The sequence below is a fragment of the Ruegeria sp. HKCCD6604 genome (assembly GCF_013110635.1).
Lineage (GTDB): Bacteria > Pseudomonadota > Alphaproteobacteria > Rhodobacterales > Rhodobacteraceae > Ruegeria.
This window is the reverse complement of the sequence record NZ_WVQW01000001.1, coordinates 1106174-1125265: the sequence shown is the minus strand read 5'-3', so window position 1 is coordinate 1125265 and position 19092 is coordinate 1106174. Positions and strand designations below refer to the sequence as shown.

At 59.1% G+C, this 19092-nt stretch carries 21 protein-coding genes and 3 tRNA genes; 8 read left to right on the top strand and 16 right to left on the bottom strand.

All coding sequences use genetic code 11. The features are described 5' to 3' along the window. Nucleotides 1-24: 24 nt before the first annotated feature. A tRNA-Tyr gene (locus GS614_RS05585) sits at nt 25-108 on the bottom strand. A gap of 116 nt (nt 109-224) precedes the next feature. On the opposite strand from GS614_RS05585, the gene rlmB reads away from it, so the two are divergent. The 4 genes from rlmB to GS614_RS05570 all read left to right on the top strand — a co-directional run bounded on the left by rlmB (nt 225) and on the right by GS614_RS05570 (nt 2516). Continuing rightward, on the top strand, nt 225-995 hold the full coding sequence (gene rlmB, locus GS614_RS05580) for a 23S rRNA (guanosine(2251)-2'-O)-methyltransferase RlmB (protein WP_171725685.1): 771 nt from the start codon (nt 225-227) through the stop codon (nt 993-995). Next, nucleotides 979-1293: a hypothetical protein gene (locus tag GS614_RS22065; protein WP_253283489.1), complete on the top strand. Its 315-nt coding sequence runs from the start codon at nt 979-981 to the stop codon at nt 1291-1293. Before rlmB ends, GS614_RS22065 begins: the two co-directional genes overlap by 17 nt. A 97-nt stretch (nt 1294-1390) precedes the next feature. Continuing rightward, on the top strand, nt 1391-1849 hold the full coding sequence (locus tag GS614_RS05575) for a YHS domain-containing (seleno)protein (protein WP_171114877.1): 459 nt from the start codon (nt 1391-1393) through the stop codon (nt 1847-1849). A gap of 196 nt (nt 1850-2045) precedes the next feature. Then, nucleotides 2046-2516: a CoA-binding protein gene (locus GS614_RS05570; RefSeq protein ID WP_171227881.1), complete on the top strand. Its 471-nt coding sequence runs from the start codon at nt 2046-2048 to the stop codon at nt 2514-2516. Here the strand turns inward: GS614_RS05570 and GS614_RS05565 are convergent. From GS614_RS05565 to GS614_RS05550, 4 genes are all read right to left on the bottom strand, one after another. Beyond that, on the bottom strand, nt 2513-3085 hold the full coding sequence (locus GS614_RS05565) for a hypothetical protein (protein ID WP_171725684.1): 573 nt from the start codon (nt 3083-3085) through the stop codon (nt 2513-2515). The genes GS614_RS05570 and GS614_RS05565 overlap by 4 nt on opposite strands. A gap of 69 nt (nt 3086-3154) precedes the next feature. Beyond that, on the bottom strand, nt 3155-3472 hold the full coding sequence (locus tag GS614_RS05560) for a phosphoribosyl-ATP diphosphatase (protein WP_170343689.1): 318 nt from the start codon (nt 3470-3472) through the stop codon (nt 3155-3157). Beyond that, complete coding sequence (hisF, locus tag GS614_RS05555) at nt 3469-4230, bottom strand: imidazole glycerol phosphate synthase subunit HisF (protein WP_171114883.1); 762 nt, start codon at nt 4228-4230, stop codon at nt 3469-3471. Before hisF ends, GS614_RS05560 begins: the two co-directional genes overlap by 4 nt. Nucleotides 4231-4337: 107 nt before the next feature. Continuing rightward, the gene (locus GS614_RS05550; protein WP_371809379.1) at nt 4338-6560 is read right to left on the bottom strand and encodes a fused MFS/spermidine synthase; all 2223 of its coding nucleotides are present in this window, start codon (nt 6558-6560) and stop codon (nt 4338-4340) included. A gap of 280 nt (nt 6561-6840) precedes the next feature. On the opposite strand from GS614_RS05550, the gene GS614_RS05545 reads away from it, so the two are divergent. Beyond that, complete coding sequence (locus GS614_RS05545) at nt 6841-7233, top strand: DUF302 domain-containing protein (protein ID WP_171116471.1); 393 nt, start codon at nt 6841-6843, stop codon at nt 7231-7233. Between the two features lie 11 nt (nt 7234-7244). Here the strand turns inward: GS614_RS05545 and GS614_RS05540 are convergent, their stop codons facing one another. Beyond that, a complete protein-coding gene (locus GS614_RS05540; RefSeq protein WP_152458685.1) occupies nt 7245-7709 on the bottom strand; it encodes a DUF2867 domain-containing protein in 465 nt (154 codons plus the stop codon). Nucleotides 7710-7713: 4 nt separating this feature from the next. Next, entirely contained in the window at nt 7714-8436 is a 723-nt protein-coding gene (hisA, locus tag GS614_RS05535; RefSeq protein WP_152458684.1) for a 1-(5-phosphoribosyl)-5-[(5-phosphoribosylamino)methylideneamino]imidazole-4-carboxamide isomerase, read from the bottom strand. 134 nt (nt 8437-8570) lie between these two features. On the opposite strand from hisA, the gene GS614_RS05530 reads away from it, so the two are divergent. Further along, nucleotides 8571-8972 (top strand): DUF2147 domain-containing protein, encoded by a 402-nt coding sequence (locus tag GS614_RS05530; protein WP_152458683.1) that lies wholly within the window; start codon nt 8571-8573, stop codon nt 8970-8972. Between the two features lie 3 nt (nt 8973-8975). On the opposite strand, the gene hisH is transcribed toward GS614_RS05530, so the two are convergent. Beyond that, nucleotides 8976-9614, bottom strand: coding sequence for an imidazole glycerol phosphate synthase subunit HisH (gene hisH / locus GS614_RS05525; protein ID WP_171329635.1), 639 nt, complete (start codon nt 9612-9614; stop codon nt 8976-8978). Then, nucleotides 9615-10202: an imidazoleglycerol-phosphate dehydratase HisB gene (hisB, locus tag GS614_RS05520; RefSeq protein ID WP_171725683.1), complete on the bottom strand. Its 588-nt coding sequence runs from the start codon at nt 10200-10202 to the stop codon at nt 9615-9617. A gap of 154 nt (nt 10203-10356) precedes the next feature. Between hisB and GS614_RS05515 the strand changes: the two genes are divergently transcribed. Then, nucleotides 10357-10596 carry an Lrp/AsnC family transcriptional regulator gene (locus tag GS614_RS05515; protein ID WP_050602861.1) on the top strand — a complete coding sequence of 80 codons (240 nt, stop codon included), beginning with the start codon at nt 10357-10359 and terminating at the stop codon, nt 10594-10596. Here the strand turns inward: GS614_RS05515 and GS614_RS05510 are convergent. The 3 genes from GS614_RS05510 to GS614_RS05500 all read right to left on the bottom strand — a co-directional run bounded on the left by GS614_RS05510 (nt 10593) and on the right by GS614_RS05500 (nt 11717). Then, nucleotides 10593-11453 (bottom strand): GNAT family N-acetyltransferase, encoded by an 861-nt coding sequence (locus tag GS614_RS05510; RefSeq protein ID WP_152458680.1) that lies wholly within the window; start codon nt 11451-11453, stop codon nt 10593-10595. The two genes, GS614_RS05515 and GS614_RS05510, sit on opposite strands and share 4 nt — an antisense overlap. A gap of 81 nt (nt 11454-11534) precedes the next feature. Next, nucleotides 11535-11609: transfer RNA gene (locus GS614_RS05505), tRNA-Gly, on the bottom strand. Nucleotides 11610-11642: 33 nt separating this feature from the next. Further along, nucleotides 11643-11717, bottom strand: a tRNA-Gly gene (locus tag GS614_RS05500). 150 nt (nt 11718-11867) lie between these two features. On the opposite strand from GS614_RS05500, the gene GS614_RS05495 reads away from it, so the two are divergent. Next, entirely contained in the window at nt 11868-12020 is a 153-nt protein-coding gene (locus GS614_RS05495) for a hypothetical protein (RefSeq protein ID WP_171114892.1), read from the top strand. A 15-nt stretch (nt 12021-12035) separates the two neighbouring features. Here GS614_RS05495 and GS614_RS05490 read toward each other — a convergent pair whose 3' ends face one another. The 4 genes from GS614_RS05490 to GS614_RS05475 form a co-directional block, all read right to left on the bottom strand. Then, a complete protein-coding gene (locus tag GS614_RS05490) occupies nt 12036-12419 on the bottom strand; it encodes an MAPEG family protein (RefSeq protein WP_152458679.1) in 384 nt (127 codons plus the stop codon). A 79-nt stretch (nt 12420-12498) separates the two neighbouring features. Then, nucleotides 12499-15936 carry a pyruvate carboxylase gene (locus GS614_RS05485; RefSeq protein ID WP_171725682.1) on the bottom strand — a complete coding sequence of 1146 codons (3438 nt, stop codon included), beginning with the start codon at nt 15934-15936 and terminating at the stop codon, nt 12499-12501. A gap of 160 nt (nt 15937-16096) precedes the next feature. Further along, the gene (locus GS614_RS05480; RefSeq protein ID WP_171725681.1) at nt 16097-17218 is read right to left on the bottom strand and encodes an alpha-hydroxy acid oxidase; all 1122 of its coding nucleotides are present in this window, start codon (nt 17216-17218) and stop codon (nt 16097-16099) included. Nucleotides 17219-17258: 40 nt separating this feature from the next. Beyond that, entirely contained in the window at nt 17259-19034 is a 1776-nt protein-coding gene (locus GS614_RS05475) for a diguanylate cyclase (RefSeq protein WP_171725680.1), read from the bottom strand. Between the last annotated feature and the right edge of the window lie 58 nt (nt 19035-19092).

The following is a 19092-nucleotide window of genomic DNA, read 5'->3' as shown; positions in this document are numbered from 1 at the left end:
CATCTTTGAATTCTACGGGAAAGATGGTGGGCGACCCTGGAATCGAACCAGGCGTGCGTCTCCGCGAGGGAGTTACAGTCCCCTGCCACACCTTGCGGCCTGTCGCCCACTGTCAGGCGTTGCACCTGACGTGGAGGCGTGATTACTAGCGCACCAAAGGAGCGTCAACAGGAAAATTTCGCTTTGGCGCAGGAAACCGAATTCCCGGCCCGGAGGCCTGAAAAATGAAGAAACCCAAATGGGTCGTTGAAAAGGAACAGGCACGCAAGGCCGCGACTGCTGAAACCGTTTGGCTGTTCGGTCTGCATGCGGTTCGCGACGCCTTGATGAACCCAAATCGGCAGAAACTGCGCCTGATCGTAACGCGCAATGCGCGGGACAAGCTGGCGGAAGCGATTGAATTCTCTGGGATCGAGCCCGAGATGGCTGATCCGCGCAAGTTTACGGCACCCATTGATGCAGGCTCGGTGCACCAGGGGGCTGCGCTGGAGGTAAAGCCGCTGGATTGGGGCGGTTTGGCCGAAAATTGCATCGGTCGTGAAAATCCACGCGTCATCCTTCTGGACCGCGTTACGGACCCGCACAATGTCGGGGCGATTCTGCGCTCGGCCGAAGTTCTGGGTGCCTGTGCCGTCATAGGCACCCGCCACCATTCCGCGCCCGAGACTGGGGCCCTGGCAAAAACCGCCAGCGGCGCGCTGGAGCGTCAACCCTATCTGCGGATGCGCAACCTTGCCGACACAATTGTAGAACTACAGAATATGGGATTTCTGGTCCTTGGGCTGGACGGTGAAGCAGAGGTAACGATCGAAAGCGCGCTGAGCGACGGTCGGGACCGCCCCGTCGCACTTGTTCTGGGGGCGGAAGGCCCGGGATTGCGCCAAAAGACGAAGGAAACCGTGGATCAATTGGTGAAAATTGACGCAGCCGGGGGATTCGGATCGCTGAACGTCTCAAATGCCGCGGCAATCGCCTTATATGCATCCCGGCCCTGACAAAAAGGAGAGCGTTATTTCCGGTCCATCCAAAATTGCGACCTGCTGCTACTGCGGGACCCGGGCTGCGCTGGTCCTGAGGGGCAAAGAACGGCACGAGCTGAGCTGTTCCAGTTGTGGCGCACCTTTGCATGATCTGAAGATGCTGCCCAAGCGGAAGGCTGCGCCTGCCAAAACAGTGCGATCTGCGGTTTCTCATGCCCCTCCACGGAAGACCAAGCGAAAAAAGAAGAAAAAGAGCATGTTCTCGCGCGTGTTCGATGAAGCCTGGGATGTGATCGAAGACATTTTCGATTGACCGTTTTTGGGTGAAGATCGTTCACATCCACGTCAACAGGGGTTCCGCATGCAGCAAAAAATTGCATCTTGATACCCCAGTGATTTCAGATTCTGACATGGCAATGCTGACCCGACGTTCCACACTTGGCGCGCTGTGCGCTTTTTTTCTGGCGCCTGCCACGTATGCGCAGGAAAGGCCCGTTTACTACACCACCGAAGGGGTGGCGTTGGCCGGGTATGATGCCGTGTCCTTTTTCGACGGTTCTACGCCGATCATGGGCATGCCCGAGAATTCCGTAGTATGGAAAGGGGCGAGGTGGCATTTCACCTCGCAGGAAAACCGCGAGCTGTTCGAAAGCAATCCCCGTGCTTTCGCGCCGCAGTTCGGCGGGTATTGTTCATATGCGATGGCGATGGGAGTTCTGAAGAGCTCGGACCCCAAGGCCTGGAAGGTCGTGGATGGTCGTCTGTACCTGACGCACTCGATCGAGATCGAGGAAATCTGGCAGCAGGATCAGACAGAATACATTGAGTTGGCTGAAGAAAACTGGCCGGTAATCCTCTATCAGGAATGAGCGGGAATCAGCTAATTGTGAAGAGTCATCACAAAAATGCGCTGCCCCTCTTTTTTTTACCAAATATATGCCTAAATGTCACAATGACCGCGGAATGGAACTGCCGCGGGTCATTTCACTGTCCCTCGTTCCAACAACTGGCGCCCAAGGCTTCTTGGGCGCTTTTTTCTTTTTGGAACCCTGCTAAGGATAGGGCATGCCAGACTATTCCGATCAGCACCTGAGAACCATTCTGCAACGCACCAAGTCCGTTGCCGTTGTCGGGGTGTCCATGAACCCGGTGCGGCCCAGCTATTACGTCGCCCGCTACCTGTCGTTGAAAGGGTTCAACGTGATCCCGGTCAATCCGGGCCATGCCGGGAAAGACCTGTTTGGCCAAAGGGTACGCGGCAGCCTTTCGGAGATATCCGAACCCGTGGACATGGTAGACATCTTCCGACGGTCCGAATCCGTGCCGCCCATTGTGGACGAAGCGTTGGAGGCGTTCCCGTCCCTCGGAACGATCTGGATGCAAATCGGGGTTGAACACCCTGAAGCGGCAGCCAAGGCCAAGGCCCGCGGTGTGGACGTCGTGATGAACCGCTGTCCGAAGATCGAGTATCAGCGCCTGTTTGGCGAGCTGCGCATGGGTGGGTTTTCCACCGGGATCATCTCGTCCAAGCTTTAGGGCGCTGCTGGCTGATAGGGTTTCAGGCGGGCAACCTGTTCCTGTCGTCGTTTTTCCAGCACCACGTCCCGAGGGACCCAGTCATATCGGGTATCCTTGACCAGAGGTGACCAGAACAACACCCCGCCATAGCGCCACGGGTCCAGCACGACGCCCTCATACAGCGATTCACCCTTGCGACTGATAATCGCCGTGCTGTGGTCGATCCTCAGCGGATTGTCGGCGTTGGCGATGGCGCGGTGCAATTCCAGCGTCTGGAAGTTTTCCTGTTTCAGACGACGCTCGATATCCTCGGCCCAATGCCAGCACAGACCACGCGGGCGCAATCCCTTGTTGACCTTCGCATTGTGGATCAGCGGTGGGTCGGTGATCTGGTATTCTTCCACCAGCTGCGCGGTATAGGAATAGGCGACTTGCGCCGCCCGGCGGGCTTCTTCCGGATCGATATCCGGGCCAAGACGCTGAATCTCGGCTGTCAGGCGTTGTACCTCATCCCCGGTCGAGGGGGGAGGCGCCGCACATGCCGCAACGATGGCAAGCGTTGCCACAAGCATCAAAATTCGGATCATGTCGCGCCCTCGGCCTGCCATTCTGACGCCCGAGTATAGCGGGCGTTGCGGCGGCGCGGAACCCGGCCGTTACCCTTTGGGGCGGGCGGCCTTTTCAGCTATGCCGCTGATGCCCTGTCGGCGCGCAAGTTCGGCCAGAACATCCTCCAGCGCCACGTCTCGGGCGGCCAGCATGACCAGCAGGTGATACAGCACGTCTGCGGCTTCGGCGGTCAGCTTGGCCTGATCGCCCTTCGTGGCTTCGATGATGGCTTCGATGGCTTCTTCACCAAATTTCTCGGCGCATTTCTCGGGACCCTTTGCAAGCAGCTTGGCTGTCCAGCTTGAATCGGGGTCAGCCCCTTTACGCGCCTCAATCGTGGCAGCAAGGTCGTGCAGAATGCTCATGTCAGCCTCATCGGAATGCCTGCGGCGGCCATGTGTTCCTTGGCTTCGCGGATCGTGTATTCTCCGAAATGGAAGATCGAGGCTGCAAGCACCGCACTTGCGCCACCTTGGGTGACGCCTTCGACCAGATGATCCAGATTGCCGACACCGCCGCTTGCGATTACGGGCACGTCCACTGCATCGGAAATCGCACGGGTCAGTGGCAGGTTGAAACCAGCCTTGGTGCCGTCGCGGTCCATCGAGGTCAGCAGGATTTCTCCGGCGCCTTTGGCGACAACGGTTTTTGCGAACGCGACCGCATCAATGCCTGTTGGCTTGCGGCCGCCATGCGTGAAAATCTCCCACTTTCCGGGGCTGACCGTCTTGGCGTCGATGGCACAGACGATGCACTGGCTGCCGAATTGATCTGCCGATTCCGCGATCACGTCGGGATTGGCAACGGCTGCCGAGTTGAAGCTGACCTTGTCTGCCCCCGCCAGCAACAGGGCGCGGACATCATCCTTGGTGCGAACCCCGCCGCCGACGGTCAGAGGTACAAAGCACTGCTCGGCCGTGCGCTGTACCACGTCGAACATGGTGCCGCGGTTTTCGTGGGTTGCGTGGATATCCAGAAAACAGATTTCGTCCGCGCCTGCGGCGTCATACGCCTTGGCCGATTCCACGGGATCGCCCGCATCGCGCAGACCGACGAAATTCACGCCTTTGACCACGCGGCCATCGGCAACATCAAGGCAGGGAATGATCCGGGTCTTCAGCATCTGATCGTCCTTCGTTGCCGGACCTTTACCGACAAAGCGCCGCCGATGCCACAGACGTTTTGCCGCCCATGGCCCTGGTAGCACGGGCCATGGGCGGAGCGGGGGGCTTAGTGATCCCGGTTCTTCAGCAGTTTCAGTGCCGAAAGCAGGTTTGCCTTGTCATCGGTCCATGGCAGCGCTCCGTCGGTTTCGACGATTTGCCAGTTTCCATTCTGAGCAAAACTATCAATTCGGGATTTGTCGGGGCTCAGGATCACAACGCTGCTGGTGGCGGCTCCGGTTTCAACCTGCTCTTCACCCACGGCCAGCCGCTGATGCGCAGCGGTCAGGTTCAGGCTGTCGGCAATTCGGGCCAAAGGCAGGACCAGATCGTAGAACCGGTTTGTGATGTGGAACACCAAAACCCCATCATCGGTCAGGCGGCTGGTATACATCTCTACCGCCTCGCGTGTGATCAGGTGAAGCGGAATCGCGTCCGAGCTGTACGCATCCAAAACCAGGATATCGAAGACAAAAGGCTTTTGCTTCAGAACGATCCGGGCATCACCCAGATGGGTCTTGGAATCGGGTGTGCATTCCGACAGATAGGTGAACAGCGAAGGGTCGCGTGCGATCTGGTCAACGGTCGCGTCGATCTCGAAGAAGTCCCAGTTTTGCGCAGGCTGCCGATAGCAGGCCAGTGCACCTGTTCCCAGACCGACAATTCCGATGCTGTCGGATTGCTTGCCGAAGTCCGACGTGATGACCTGCGCCATCGGTCCTTCGGGGTGATAATAGGACAGCGGAGTGGGTCGAGTGCCATATTCGGATTCGCGTTGCCAGCCATGCACCGTGGTGCCGTTCTTGTAGACGCGGTAGCCCTCGCTTGAATACACCGAATGCACGCCGAAAAAGCTGCGATCTTCGAACACCGGATTGTTCTTGACCGCAAATGCGGGCAGCAGAACGACGGTGAGAACCACAGGGATGCGCATGGCCTGTGCCCGGAACAGGTACAGCACCGCGAATATCAGCGCGAACAGGGCACCTGCACGCGGGATGTCCGCGCTCAGCGCCGCGACGCCGCGTGTCGCACCTGCGATGACGAGGATGAAAACACTTGCCGCGATGCCCATGATGACATGGCGAGGGGCAAATCCCGGCGCGCGGACAAGAAACAATCCTCCGGCCAGGATCATGGTGATTGGCGCCTCCAACTCACGTGTGAAGGCAATCGGCGCAAGGATCGAGTTGAACAGCCCGCCAATTGCTCCGCCCACGGAAAGGGCGATGTAGAACACGGTCAATTGCTCGGCGGATGGGCGCATTTCGTACAGCAGGCGGTGCGCAAAAAGGGCGATGATGAAAAGCACCGGGACATAGAGCAGAATAACCACCGGCGCGTCATGCTCGCTGACCACCTTGGACACTAGTACGACACCCGCCGCCAGCGCCGCCAGCATGGGCAGGTTCAAGGCGTCAAGCGTCAGGTGTTTCCATTTGGCAAAGGCGACGATGAAGGACAGGATATAGACCGCCAGCGGAACAACCCAGATCAACGGGAGAGCACCCAGATCCGTGCTGACCCGCGTTGTGAAGGACAGCATCAAGGACGAGGGGATGAAGGCGACGAACACCCAGACAGCGATCTGCCGCAGGGTCGGGAAACTGGCCTTGAGCGCCGTTTGGGCCGACGGCTTCGTGTGCCGTGATCCCCGCAAGGCGATCATGCCACTGCCAAGCAAAAGCGCGCCGAACAGCACGAAGCCGACCAGCCAGGCACGGCTGATCTCGGCCGCGCCAAAAAATGGATCCGCAACCAGGGGGAAGGCCAACAATGCCAGCAAGGATCCGACATTGCTGGCGCTGTAAAGGAAATACGGATCATCCGCCGAAGGCCCGCCCGACCTGGCGTACCAGGCCTGCAACAGGGGCGCATTTGCCGACAATACCGCAAAGGGTACACCCACACCTACGGCGAACAGGCCAAGCGTTTGCAGCGCGGTCGAGGTCGAGGCGTCATAGCTCCAGCTTTCGCTGGTGGACAGCGGCAGGAAAGTCAGCGCCGCCACCCAAAAGGCGAAATGGGTGATGATCTGCCAGCGCAAGGGTAGAAACTTGTTCAACAGGTGCGCGTAAACATACCCGAGTATCAGCACCACTTGGAAAAACAGCATTGCGGTCGTCCAGACCGCCGGGGCACCGCCGATCTTGGGAAGAACCAGTTTGGCAAAAAGCGGCTGGACAAAGAACAGCAGACTGGCGCTCGTGAAAATCGCCGCGCAGAAGATCGCAATGGTTGCTGATCCGAATCTGGACGTCTTGGGAACGTCTAGGTTGGAAATACTCACGTTTGCCACCCGGGTTGTTGTGTTTGACGAAGGAGTTAAGCGGGGATTCCGCCCGAATTATGGCTCAACACAGTAAAATGTTTGGCTTCTGGTCGGATTGTTCTCGAAAGCAAGGGTAAAATGGGCGCCTTCAATTCTGGCAAAGCTTTGCTGATGCCAGACTTGTGATTGTCAGATTTCCAAAACCTGTGAGAATTGGAGTGAATATTGCAGAAGGAATACCGACATGCGTAGCTTGATACTTGCTTCAATTTTTTCGCTCGGAGGGGCTTTGGCCGCCATGGCTGACGACATCATCAAAGTTCAAACGAACAAATCCGTAGCCGAGGCGCTGGATGCGCTGGAAGCGGCGGTTGGCAACGCAGGGGCCACTGTCTTCGCCCGTATCGACCACGCGGCCGGGGCGGAAAAGGTCGGTACGCCCATCCCGGCCAATCAAGTGCTAATTTTCGGCAATCCTGCGCTGGGCACGCCGGCCATGCAGATCGATCCGCGTGCAGGGTTGTTCCTGCCGCTCAAGGTGCAGGCGTATGAGGATGGGAACGGTCAGGTCTGGTTGGCCTATGAAGACCCCAAGGAAACGATGGACGAGCTGGATGACGTCGAAAAGTCACCAGTCATCGAGAAGATGCGCGGTGCGCTCGCCAAGTTGACCGCTGCGGCCGCGGGTTAAGACCTTTTGGGTCATGTGCTTGCGCTTTTCACACGCGCAAGCGCGTTTCGCGCGATCAGGATGTGAAATGGCAGGATCGCAGCCAGGTACAGGCGCCCGCCAAGGTTATGGCGTCGGACCCACGTGGCCAGCGAGATGCGGCCGTTTTCCGACAGGACGGAAACCCGGAAATCCAGGTGGCGATCGTTGAATCCTGCGATCACCTCGGTCCTGCCATCATGTTCGACCGGGAAGATCCCCAGCTTGTCGCCAGCATCCGGGCCTGTCGTGCTGAGGCCAAAGGGTGTCACCAGCAGGCCGCGCAGCCGAACCAGTGCCATCGCCCATCCGGGGAACGCGGTAATGATTTCCGCGGCCCGGCGCGGCGGAAGATTGGATTCAACACTGAAGCAGTCCAGAAAGTCGCCGGTTTTGAACCGTTCGTTCAGCAGGCTGTGCGCGGACAGTTCGGAACGCTTTACCGGCGAATGAAACATAAAGCTATCCTCTGAGCGTGGTCAGAGCCTCTTTCAGATCAATCGCTCCATCATAAAGCGCGCGGCCGGAAATGGCACCGTTCAAAGCTGCGCCACAATCGCGCAGCGCGATCAGATCGGCGATCGAGGACACGCCGCCAGACGCGATGACCGGAATATCGACCGATTTGGCAAGCTCTGCGGTGGCCTCGACATTGGGGCCCTGCATCGCGCCGTCCCGGTTGATGTCGGTGTATATGATCGCGGCGACGCCCGCGTCTTCGAAGCTGCGGGCCAGATCGGTTACCTGAACGTCGGTTTCTTCGGCCCAACCCTTGGTGGCAACCAGACCGTTGCGCGCGTCGATGCCCACGGCGACCTTGCCAGGAAAGGCTTTGGCCGCTTCGCGCACCAGATCGGGGTTCTCGACCGCGACCGTGCCCAGAATCACGCGGGCCAGACCTTTGTCGATCCAGGTCTCGATGGTGGCCATGTCGCGGATGCCGCCACCCAATTGCGCGGGCACGTCGCAGGCTTTCAGAATCGCCTCGACCGGGGCGGCGTTGACCGGCTCACCTGCAAAAGCGCCGTTCAGATCGACCAGATGCAGCCACTCGCACCCGGCCTCGACAAAGGCGCGGGCCTGCGCGGCGGGGTCTTCGTTGAACACGGTGGCCTTGTCCATTTCACCACGCAGCAGGCGCACGGCATTGCCGTCTTTGAGGTCGATGGCGGGGTAGAGGATCATGTCGGGCGGCCCTATATCTGTGTTGCACGCGCGGGATATCGCACAGGCGGGGCAGGGGATGCAACGCGACGCTGGGTCATTCTTGCCCGCAGCTGGCTGCCGGGTCAGACTGCCATCAAAACAGGGAGACCATCATGAAGAAATTTACGTTTGCAGCGGGTTTGATGTTTCTTGCGACCAGCGCGATGGCTGCGGATCCCGTCGACGGTCTGTGGAAGACTGCACCCGGTGATACCGGCGGCTATCTGCACGTGACGATTTCCGGATGCGGCAGTGCGATCTGCGGAACCATCGACAGCGCCTTTGATGCGGATGGCAACGAGCAGTTGGAATATGAAAACCTGGGCAAACAGATCATTTGGGACATGGTGCCCGATGGCGGCGGAAGCTATGACAGCGGCAAGATCTGGGCACCGGACCGGGACAAAACCTACAATTCGAAGATGTCACTGGACGGCCAGAACAAACTGACCGTCAAGGGATGCGTGGCGGGCGGTCTTATCTGTCGCGGTCAAACCTGGACGCGTGTTCAGTAAGCCTCAGGGTTTCCAGGTTAGGAAGTTTCCCAGCATGCGCAGGCCGACGTCCTGGCTTTTCTCGGGGTGAAACTGCATTCCAACCATCGTGTCACGGCCAATGACGGCCGTGACCTCCTGCCCGTAGTCCACATAAGCCAATCGCTGTGCCGGGTCGGACACCCGGAAGTGGTACGAGTGGACGAAATAGGTGTGATCGCCGGATTTCACCCCGTCGAACACCGGGTGATCGCTGTCCAGAACAAGATCGTTCCAGCCCATATGCGGCACTTTCAGCGATGTGTCTGACGGCTCGATCCTGACGACATCGCCGGCAATCCAGCCCAGACCATCCGTTTCGCTGTATTCATGGCCTTTGGTTGCCATCAATTGCATGCCCACACAAATGCCCAGAAACGGGCGGCCTTTCTGCTCGACCGCCTCGACCATCGCGTCATAGATGCCCTTGTGCCCACGCAATTCGGCAGCGCATGCCGGAAACGCACCGTCGCCGGGCAGAACCAAGCGATCCGCGCGTGCCACAACATCCGCGTCCGAGGTGACGACAACCTCACCGGCGCCGACCTCTTGCGCCATGCGCTGAAACGCTTTTTCCGCCGAGTGCAGGTTGCCGCTTTCGTAGTCGATAATGGCGGTCAGCATTTACAACGCGCCTTTGGTCGACGGAATCGCGTCTGCCTTGCGCGGATCGGTTTCAACGGCGTCGCGCAGCGCGCGCGCGACGGCCTTGAAGGCGGCCTCGGCGATGTGGTGGCTGTTGAAACCGTGCAACTGGTCGATATGCAGCGTGATGCCGCCATGGGTGCTGAGCGCCTGAAAGAACTCGCGCACAAGTTCTGTGTCGAACGCACCGATTTTCTGCGTCGGCAGGTCCACGTTCCAGATCAAATAGGGGCGGCCCGACAGGTCCAGCGCACAGCGTATCTGGGCGTCGTCCATCGGCAGGTGGCATTCTCCGTACCGCCGGATCCCTTTCTTGTCGCCCAGAGCCTGCGTCAAAGCCTGCCCCAGCGCGATGCCGGTATCTTCGACCGTGTGGTGATCATCAATGTGGTAATCGCCCTTGGCGCGGATCGTCATGTCGATCAGGGAATGGCGCGCCAGTTGATCCAGCATGTGATCAAAGAAGCCAACTCCGGTCTGGTTGTCATATGTACCGGCGCCATCCAGATTGATCTCTACCGAGATTTTCGTTTCGGCAGTCTGGCGGCTGATCTTTGCGCTGCGCATGGGCGAATTCCTTTTGCTACAGGCGCGCTTATAGACGGGGTAGGTCGGGGTTTTCCAGACCATGCGTTGCGATCGCTGCAAACTGTTGCAGGGGATTGCACCCGGCTTGGCCCCGTGTCAGCTTGCCAACAACACGAACCGATAGGGTCAAACCATGTCCACCTGCGTTTTCATCCAGATCCGCTGCAAGCCCGGCACCACCTACAAGGTCGCCGAGGAAATCGCCCTGCGCGAAATCCACTCTGAACTGTATTCCACCAGCGGTGAATATGATCTGCTGCTCAAGCTCTATATCCCCGAGACCGAGGATGTGGGCCATTTCATCAACGAACACCTGCTGGTGATTCCCAATATCGAACGCTCGCTGACCACAATGACGTTCAAGGCGTTTTAGCCCAGTTCGAATGAGGTGACGCCAAAGACACGGCTCAGATCGATATCCGGCGCGCGGCCGGAATACATCCGGGCCGTTTCAAACACCTTTTCCAACCCGAGCTTTGCGGCCAGCGCAAACGCGGCCGTGTTGGGCAAAGGCATGTCGATGAAAACGGCATCCTGTGAATGGTGGGCTGGCACGGTTTCCAGCAAACTGGCCAGCAGGGCTTCGGCGATGCTCTCGCGATCTGCAAAAAGCGGCCCGATCTTGTACCCTGTCCGGCAGGGGCGCAACGTTGCATACCCCTTGATCTGACCATCCTCGGAATACACGCGGGACATATGGCCAGGCGCGCTGATCCAGCCCTGCAAGAACGCGTCGCGGCGGGCCGGAAAAAGGTGCCGGTCGTAGGCGAACAAAGCCTCGGACGCCGCCGTCAGGGGCTCAACGCCGGTTGATGGGGTCAGAGCCTGCTGCAACTTCTCTACAGTCGCCGTGAAACGATAGTTGTTATAGGCGAAAGAAAATCCCGAACTGCGGTAGTTGTGTTGCTGGTCGACGACCCCATCCAGACCGATGTTGCCCGCATTGCAGTTTTCCAAGGCATGCCGCCAGATTTTCAGCCCGTGGCCCGATCCGCGAAACTCGGGCAGGACGATGTAGAAGCCAAGGAACGCAAATGCGTCATCATACTGAACGACCGAGATGGAAGCGATCATTTCGCCATCCAGGAATCCCCCGAGAAACCCGCGAGTATCCGTGCCGTGGAAGCAACGAGCATCGTGATGCCCCGGGTTCCACCCTTCGCGCCCGGCCCAATCAACGGCCTTTTGGACCTCGTCAACGGTAAGAGGGCGGATGACGTAATCAGACATGGGTGAATCCTGCGTTGGGCAATGCAACCAGAATGACGCAATGTCTTGTGAAGAGCCAGCATGTATGGAGAGTTTGGTATCTGGAGCGGGCGAGGCGATTCGAACGCCCGACCCTAACCTTGGCAAGGTTATGCTCTACCCCTGAGCTACGCCCGCATCAGATACATATGTGGTCCGAAGACCTCTCAATGGAGCGGGCGAGGCGATTCGAACGCCCGACCCTAACCTTGGCAAGGTTATGCTCTACCCCTGAGCTACGCCCGCGCCGTTGAGTGAGGAGGGATTTATAAATTCCCACGCGGGGCTGCAAGCGGAAAAACACAAAATAGAGGAAAAATATTTCGACGGAACCCGGCATCTGGCCCGTTCAATCTCAAACACGGATCAAAAAAGGACACAGGCAGAGGGGCTTTCATGATTTCTGTTGCAGACATGAAGATAATGGCGCTGGCCGCAATGATCTTGCTGGTCACCGCGATGCCGAAATCGGACGATCACGAACACGGTCAGATCACGCCCGTTTTGTCGAAAGCGCCCCATGTGATGATTACGGATCTGACGGGATAACACCCGCCAACCGAGCTACAGCGCCAGAATCAGGTTGGCGATGGCCGCAACCAGAATGGCTAGGAACGTCAGGCTCATGCCAGCCTGCCGCAGGATGACGATCTGGGGCGTGCGCCCGAATCCGTAAGCGTGCAGCAGACGCCCGGCCAGCAACATCAAACCCAGTATATGCACAAGCAACCCTCCGGCGCCCTGTAATTCCACCATGGCGATCAGCAAAAGGGCGATAGGGGCGTATTCGGCGCAATTGGAATGTGTCCGTATCGCCTTGATCATCAATTTGCTGCCCCCATCCCCGACCGAGATTTTGTCGCTGCGGCGCTGAAGGATCACTTTGACGCTGAGTGCCACGTAAAGAATAGCGATCAGGGCCGCATAGATCGGGGTGATAGCAAGCATGGTGGGTCTCCGTTCCAGCATAGAAAAAGGGCCGCGCGGTTTCCCGCGCGGCCCTTTGAACTGTAATCGGTTCGGCAGGTTATTCCAGCTCGACCAGAAGGTCCTTTGCGTCAATCTGGCCACCGGGCTGCACATGAACGGCCTTGACGGTCGCATCGCGCTCGGCGTGGATGCCGGTTTCCATCTTCATCGCCTCGATGGTCAGCAACATGTCGCCTTCCTTGACCTGCTGGCCCGCTGTTACGGCGACGGTGGCAACAACACCGGGCATCGGCGCACCGACATGATCCGGGTTGCCGACCTCGGCCTTGGGCCGCGCCTGCGTGGTCGAGGTGACCAGCCGGTTCGGAACCCGGATCACGCGCGGTTGGCCGTTGAGTTCAAAGAACACTTTGACCTCGCCCTTTTCATCCGTTTCGCCGATGGCCTGACACCGGATTTCCAGCGTCTTGCCGGGGTCGATTTCCGCGGTGATCTCTTCGCCCGGCTCCATGCCGTAGAAGAAGGTGCGCGTTGGCAGGGTACGAACCGGGCCGTAGATCCGGTGGCGACCCATGTAGTCCAGGAACACCTTGGGATACATCAGGTATCCGTTCAGATCCTCGTCATCGACCTCTTTGCCTTCCAGCTGCTTGGACAGCTCGGCGCGGGTGGCTTCAAGATCGACCGGGGGCACGTCCTTGCCGGGTCGCTGCGTGTTGGGAACCTCGTCTTTCAGCACCTTCTTGATGATGGTCTCGGGGAAACCGCCCGGAGGCTGACCCAGATTGCCGCGCATCATGTCCACGACCGAATCGGGGAAGGCCACGTCGGTATTCGGGTCCTCGACCTGTTCACGTGTCATGTTCTGGCTGACCATCATCAGCGCCATGTCTCCAACGACCTTGGAAGACGGCGTGACCTTCACGATGTCACCGAACATCTGGTTCACGTCAGCATACATCTGGGCCACTTCGTGCCAGCGTTCTTCCAGACCCAGGCTGCGTGCCTGCGCCTTGAGGTTGGTGAACTGACCGCCCGGCATCTCGTGCAGATAGACCTCGGACGCAGGGGCCTGAAGACTGGATTCGAAGGCCGCATACTGGCCACGCACAGCCTCGAAGTAATCGCTGATTTCACGAATGGCCTTGATGTCCAGCCCGGTGTCGCGGTCGGTATGGCGCAGCGCCTCGACCACGGTGCCCAGCGTCGCCTGGCTGGTATTGCCCGAGAAGCTGTCCATCGCGCAGTCAACTGCGTCCACGCCCGCCTCGGACGCGGCCAGAATGGTGGCGCTGGCAATACCGGCGGTGTCATGGGTGTGGAAGTGTATCGGCAGCCCGACCTCTTCTTTCAGCGCACGGATCAGGATCTTGGCCGCGGCCGGTTTCAGCAGGCCCGCCATGTCCTTAAGGCCCAGAATATGCGCGCCGGCGTCGCGCAGCTCTTTCGCCATGCCGACATAATATTTCAGGTCATACTTGGCGCGATCCGGGTCAAGAATATCGCCAGTGTAACAGACGGTACCTTCGCAAATCTTGCCGCTATCGACGACCGCATCCATTGCTACACGCATGTTTTCGACCCAGTTCAGCGAGTCGAAGACACGGAACACGTCAATTCCTGTCGCCGCCTGACGCACGAACTCCTGCACCACGTTGTCAGGATAGTTCGTATAGCCCACGCCGTTTGCGCCGCGCAGCAGCATCTGGGTCATCAGGTTCGGCATCGCCTCGCGCAGGTCCCGCAGGCGCTGCCACGGGCATTCCTGCAAGAACCGATACGCCACGTCGAAAGTCGCGCCGCCCCAGCATTCGACCGAGAACAGCTGCGGCAAGTTCGCCGCATAGGAGGGAGCCACCTTGATCATGTCGATCGAGCGCATCCGGGTCGCCAGCAGAGACTGGTGCCCGTCGCGCATGGTGGTGTCGGTGATCAGCAGTTGGCGCTGTGCCTTCATCCAGTCGGCCACCGCCTGCGGGCCCTTCTGCTCCAGCAGGTTGCGGGTGCCCATCTGCGGTTCGGCCTTCAGCGCCGGAGGCTTGGCCTCTTTCAGGTCGGCGCGCGGTCGCGGGCGGTCCTTGGTTTCGGGATGCCCGTTCACGGTGATGTCCGCGATATAGGTCAGAACCTTGGTGCCGCGGTCGCGCCGCTTCTTGAAGGTGAACAGTTCGGGCGTCGTGTCGATGAACTTGGTGGTGTATTCATTCGACAGGAAGGTCGGATGCTTCAGCAGGTTGATGACGAAGTCGATATTCGTCGAAACCCCGCGGATGCGGAACTCGCGCAGGGCGCGGTCCATCCGGGATATCGCCTTTTCGGGCGTGGGGGCCCAGGCCGTAACCTTGGTCAGCAGCGAGTCGTAATAGCGCGTAATCACCCCGCCCGCATAGGCCGTGCCGCCATCCAGACGGATGCCCATACCGGTGGCCGAGCGATAGGCGGTGATCCGGCCATAGTCGGGGATGAAGTTGTTCTGTGGGTCCTCGGTGGTGATCCGTGTCTGCAACGCGTGACCGTTGAGCTGGATATCCTTTTGGCTGGCCATGCCGGTCGCCTCGGCCAGCGTCTTGCCCTCGGCAATCAGGATCTGCGCCTGCACGATGTCGATACCGGTGACTTCTTCGGTCACGGTGTGTTCGACCTGTACGCGCGGATTGACTTCGATGAAATAGAACTTGCCGGTGTCCATATCCATCAGGAACTCGACCGTGCCGGCACATTCGTAATTGACATGCGCACAGATCCTGCGGCCAAGCTCGCAGATCTCGGCGCGCTGTTCGTCGCTCAGATACGGGGCAGGGGCGCGTTCCACGACTTTCTGGTTCCGGCGCTGGACCGAGCAGTCGCGTTCATACAGGTGATAGATTTCACCATGCTTGTCGCCCAGGATCTGCACCTCGACATGGCGCGCACGAATGATCATCTTTTCCAGATAACCCTCGCCATTGCCGAATGCGGCTTCGGCCTCGCGACGGCCTTCCAGCACTTTCTCTTCCAGCTCTTCTTCCGACTGGATCGGGCGCATGCCGCGCCCGCCGCCGCCCCAAGATGCCTTGAGCATCAGCGGATAGCCGATTTCGGCGGCCTCCTTGCGGATCGCGTCCATGTCATCGCCCAGAACTTCGGTGGCAGGAATGACCGGAACACCTGCTTCAATGGCTACGCGTCGCGCGCTTGCCTTGTCGCCAAGCGCGCGCATGGTTTCCGCCTTGGGGCCGATGAAGGTGATGCCGTTTTTGACGCAGGCATCGACGAAATCCGGGTTCTCGGACAACAGGCCATAGCCCGGATGAATCGCGTCGGCACCACTTTGCTTGGCAACACGGATGATCTCGTCGATCGAAAGATACGCGGCAACCGGCCCCATGCCTTCACCGATCTGATACGCCTCGTCCGCCTTGAACCGGTGCAGGCCCAGTTTGTCTTCTTCAGCGTAGACGGCGACGGTTCGTTTTCCCATCTCGTTTGCTGCGCGCATGACGCGGATGGCAATCTCGCCGCGGTTGGCGATCAGGATCTTGTTGAAGTCTGTCATGATAGGTCCCGGTCTTTTGTGTATGGGCGTCTTATTGGGCGGAGAATACGCGCAGGTATATCCGTTCTTCTGGGTAGAACCGGCATGTTATCGCTCGCAAACGCCCTATGATCGCAGCGCCCTTATACTTTTGCTGCGCCGCAGCATCAAATGTTTAACGTTAACTCTCAATCTGACACAGGCTTGCCAGGCCCATCTGGCCCATATTTGCATGCAGGTCCTGCCTGAGAATCTCGATGACATGTGCAGGCCCCCGCGCGCCAAGTGCCGCAAGACCATACAAAAAAGCCCGCCCGAGCATGACGAAGTCTGCGCCCAGCGACATGGCCCGCAAAATATCCAGACCGCCTTCGACACCACTGTCGAAGATCAGGGGCAGGCGGGTTGCATCCCGGACAGAGGGCAGAACCTCGATGCTGGCCGGGGCCGCGTCAAATTGCCGACCGCCATGATTCGACACCCACAAGGCATCGACACCGACCTGTTCCAGCCTGCTCGTATCCTCAGGTCGCAGGACACCCTTCAGGACAAGCGGACCGTCCCAATGGTCGCGCAGCCATTTGACATAGTCCAGATCCGGCGAGGTTCGAAGCAGATAACCGATATGAGCCGTGGGCGGCAGATTCCCGGGGTTTTCGATATATTTGTCCAGCGTTCGCATATGCGGCACACCGTTGCGCAGCATGCCCATCGCCCAGGCGGGTCTTTGGGTGATCTGCGCCAGAATGCGCGGGGTCAGCTTTGGCGGTTGCCGCAGGCCCGATCGTGTCTGCCTTTCCCTGCGCGATGCGAAGGGAACATCCGCGGTGAGTACCAGGGTTTTGAACCCGGCTTTGCGGACCCGGTTCAGCAGGTCTTTTCGAATATCCGGATCCCGGGGCGGGTAAAGCTGGAACCAGGCATTGTCCCCAAGATGCGGTGCCATGTCTTCGGGGCTTTGGCTGGCTACGGTCGACAGGGTATAGGGAATACCCGCCTCTGCGGCCGCGCTGGCAAGCAGTTGCTCGGCGCGGGGCCAGACCAGCCCGGACATTCCGATCGGCGCGATTCCGAACGGCAGCGGATACGAAGCGTCGAGAAACGACTTTGACGTATCAAAGTCCAGCTCGCCATGCAGGATCGAGGGGCAGAGGCGCACCTCATCCAGCGCCTGACGGTTCCGGCGCAGTGTCGTTTCAATCCCGGTTCCACTGTCGATATACTCCCACACGAAATGCGGCAGACGACAGCGCGCACGGTGTTTCAGATCCGGTATGCCGGGATAAGTGCTGTGCAAGTCCATGCAGATTGATCCGACCTGCCATGCGATTCGGCAAGTTGTTTTAAGCTGCATCCTTAGGTGGTTGCCGGTGTTCAGGCGGCGCATTTTTGGTCTGGTTCCTGGTGCCGCTTGCAACATGCACCTGGTTGCGCCCCTTGTCCTTGGCGACATAAAGCGCATCGTCAGCCGCGCGCATCAGATCCTGCGGCATGGTGCCGTGGGCCGGGTAGTGTGCGGCCCCGACCGATATCGTAATGCGCGGCAAGGCCTTCTCGCCATATCGTACGGTTACGGCTTCAACCGCCTGGCGCAGTTGCTCGGCGCGGGTCACGGCATCTTCGGGGCTGTTGTCAGGCAGGATCAGCATGAACTCTTCACCCCCTATGCGGCAGGCGACTTCGTCCCGGTCGCACCCTTGTTCCAGGGCGGCGCCGACGGCGCGCAATACCATGTCGCCCGCATCATGCCCATGAGTATCGTTGAACTTCTTGAAGTGATCCACGTCCACGGCGATCAGGCTTAGCGCGGCGCCCGTCTGATGACTGCGGCTGATGGACTTGCGCAGCGTCTCGGTCATATGGCGGCGATTGAACAGCCCGGTCAGGGGGTCTCGTACCGATTGGTCGTGAAGCTGATCCCGCATGCGGACGTTAGCGATCGCCATACTGATCTGTTCGGCGCACAATTGGGCCAGCTTGCGGCTCTTGTTGAAGCAGTCTTCACGCCCCTCCAGTGCCCGCAGATGCAAAAGACCAACGGTTTCGCCATGGGCCAGAATGGGAAAGCAGAAATAGGGCCGCCCGTCATGCGGTTCGGCGTGTTCGCATACAAAATCAATCTCGGATGCGCCGAACTCGTAAGTCCGGCCGCGCCGCAAGCCCCAGCAACCTTCGGGGTGAATGTGGGATTTATGAGTTCCACCGTTCCAGCTGGCGCAGCCATCCAGCACATCGCGTGAGTTTGAATAGACATACACGCTGCCTTCGGCCTCTGGCAGGATGTGGGTCATGAAGCGAGACACCATGTCGAACAGTTCATCCAGCGACCGGCTTGATTGCAGCCATTCGTTCAATTCACCCAGCAGGCGGACCTCTCGGGCCAGGCGCAGCTGCTCGTCCATCAGCTCCCTCTCTTTCTGGGCCCGTTTGCGAAGGTCGCGAACCTGACGACGGTTGGTGCGATGGACAATCAGGATGACAGTCGTCAGCGCCAGCAGGGCGACCCCGCTCAGCAGCGCCAGAGACAGGCGAACGCGCGTGATGAAAAGGTTCCGCAGGTCGGTTATGTCGGAATAGAACTCGATCGCGCCCATGAACGTCGCATCCTTGATGATCGGCGTATAAACCTCGGCCACATGGCGGCTGCTCAGTTCCGTATCCCGGGAATTGTCGACAACAAAGGAATCAACTTCGGTAACCGGCTTCTCTTCGTGTTTGTAAAAAAGCCCTCCGGCGGCGACGATCGACTGGAAATAGGGTTTCGTATTCACGAACCCGACGTCGCTGGCTCGGGTCGACCAGAACACCTGCCCCGAAGCATCAAACAGCTTGAAGCGGTAAATGTCTGTGGTTTCGGGCAGTAGCTCCAGAAACTCCCGGTCATGATCGGTCAATGCGTGAAAACGGAATGCCTGTTCAAGATCGTTCAGATGGCTTTCGACCTGGCGGCTCATCCGCATCGCGTTCTTTCGCAGGTCTGCTTCCAGCATGCGATCAACCACTGGCGCCGGGGCGGCGTAGATTCCCCAGCCCGCTGCTGCCGTCAGCGCGAGCAGCATCAGGGCCACGCCCATCATCTTAAGCCTCGAGGACTGACCCGTCAGTTCCGCCTGTTTCATTTGTCCGCTCCCACTACACTGTGCCAAACATCCCAGTCAGGATTTGACAGAGAGTTAA

Excerpts from the sequence above, each read along its gene's own strand:
- rlmB (WP_171725685.1), top strand. The coding sequence starts at position 225 with ATGAAGAAACCCAAATGGGTCGTTGAAAAGGAACAGGCACGCAAGGCC.
- GS614_RS22065 (WP_253283489.1), top strand. The coding sequence starts at position 979 with ATGCATCCCGGCCCTGACAAAAAGGAGAGCGTTATTTCCGGTCCATCC.
- GS614_RS05575 (WP_171114877.1), top strand. The coding sequence starts at position 1,391 with ATGGCAATGCTGACCCGACGTTCCACACTTGGCGCGCTGTGCGCTTTT.
- GS614_RS05570 (WP_171227881.1), top strand. The coding sequence starts at position 2,046 with ATGCCAGACTATTCCGATCAGCACCTGAGAACCATTCTGCAACGCACC.
- GS614_RS05565 (WP_171725684.1), bottom strand. The coding sequence starts at position 3,085 with ATGATCCGAATTTTGATGCTTGTGGCAACGCTTGCCATCGTTGCGGCA.
- GS614_RS05560 (WP_170343689.1), bottom strand. The coding sequence starts at position 3,472 with ATGAGCATTCTGCACGACCTTGCTGCCACGATTGAGGCGCGTAAAGGG.
- hisF (WP_171114883.1), bottom strand. The coding sequence starts at position 4,230 with ATGCTGAAGACCCGGATCATTCCCTGCCTTGATGTTGCCGATGGCCGC.
- GS614_RS05545 (WP_171116471.1), top strand. The coding sequence starts at position 6,841 with ATGGCTGACGACATCATCAAAGTTCAAACGAACAAATCCGTAGCCGAG.
- GS614_RS05540 (WP_152458685.1), bottom strand. The coding sequence starts at position 7,709 with ATGTTTCATTCGCCGGTAAAGCGTTCCGAACTGTCCGCGCACAGCCTG.
- hisA (WP_152458684.1), bottom strand. The coding sequence starts at position 8,436 with ATGATCCTCTACCCCGCCATCGACCTCAAAGACGGCAATGCCGTGCGC.
- GS614_RS05530 (WP_152458683.1), top strand. The coding sequence starts at position 8,571 with ATGAAGAAATTTACGTTTGCAGCGGGTTTGATGTTTCTTGCGACCAGC.
- hisH (WP_171329635.1), bottom strand. The coding sequence starts at position 9,614 with ATGCTGACCGCCATTATCGACTACGAAAGCGGCAACCTGCACTCGGCG.
- hisB (WP_171725683.1), bottom strand. The coding sequence starts at position 10,202 with ATGCGCAGCGCAAAGATCAGCCGCCAGACTGCCGAAACGAAAATCTCG.
- GS614_RS05515 (WP_050602861.1), top strand. The coding sequence starts at position 10,357 with ATGTCCACCTGCGTTTTCATCCAGATCCGCTGCAAGCCCGGCACCACC.
- GS614_RS05510 (WP_152458680.1), bottom strand. The coding sequence starts at position 11,453 with ATGTCTGATTACGTCATCCGCCCTCTTACCGTTGACGAGGTCCAAAAG.
- GS614_RS05495 (WP_171114892.1), top strand. The coding sequence starts at position 11,868 with ATGATTTCTGTTGCAGACATGAAGATAATGGCGCTGGCCGCAATGATC.
- GS614_RS05490 (WP_152458679.1), bottom strand. The coding sequence starts at position 12,419 with ATGCTTGCTATCACCCCGATCTATGCGGCCCTGATCGCTATTCTTTAC.
- GS614_RS05485 (WP_171725682.1), bottom strand. The coding sequence starts at position 15,936 with ATGACAGACTTCAACAAGATCCTGATCGCCAACCGCGGCGAGATTGCC.
- GS614_RS05480 (WP_171725681.1), bottom strand. The coding sequence starts at position 17,218 with ATGGACTTGCACAGCACTTATCCCGGCATACCGGATCTGAAACACCGT.
- GS614_RS05475 (WP_171725680.1), bottom strand. The coding sequence starts at position 19,034 with ATGAAACAGGCGGAACTGACGGGTCAGTCCTCGAGGCTTAAGATGATG.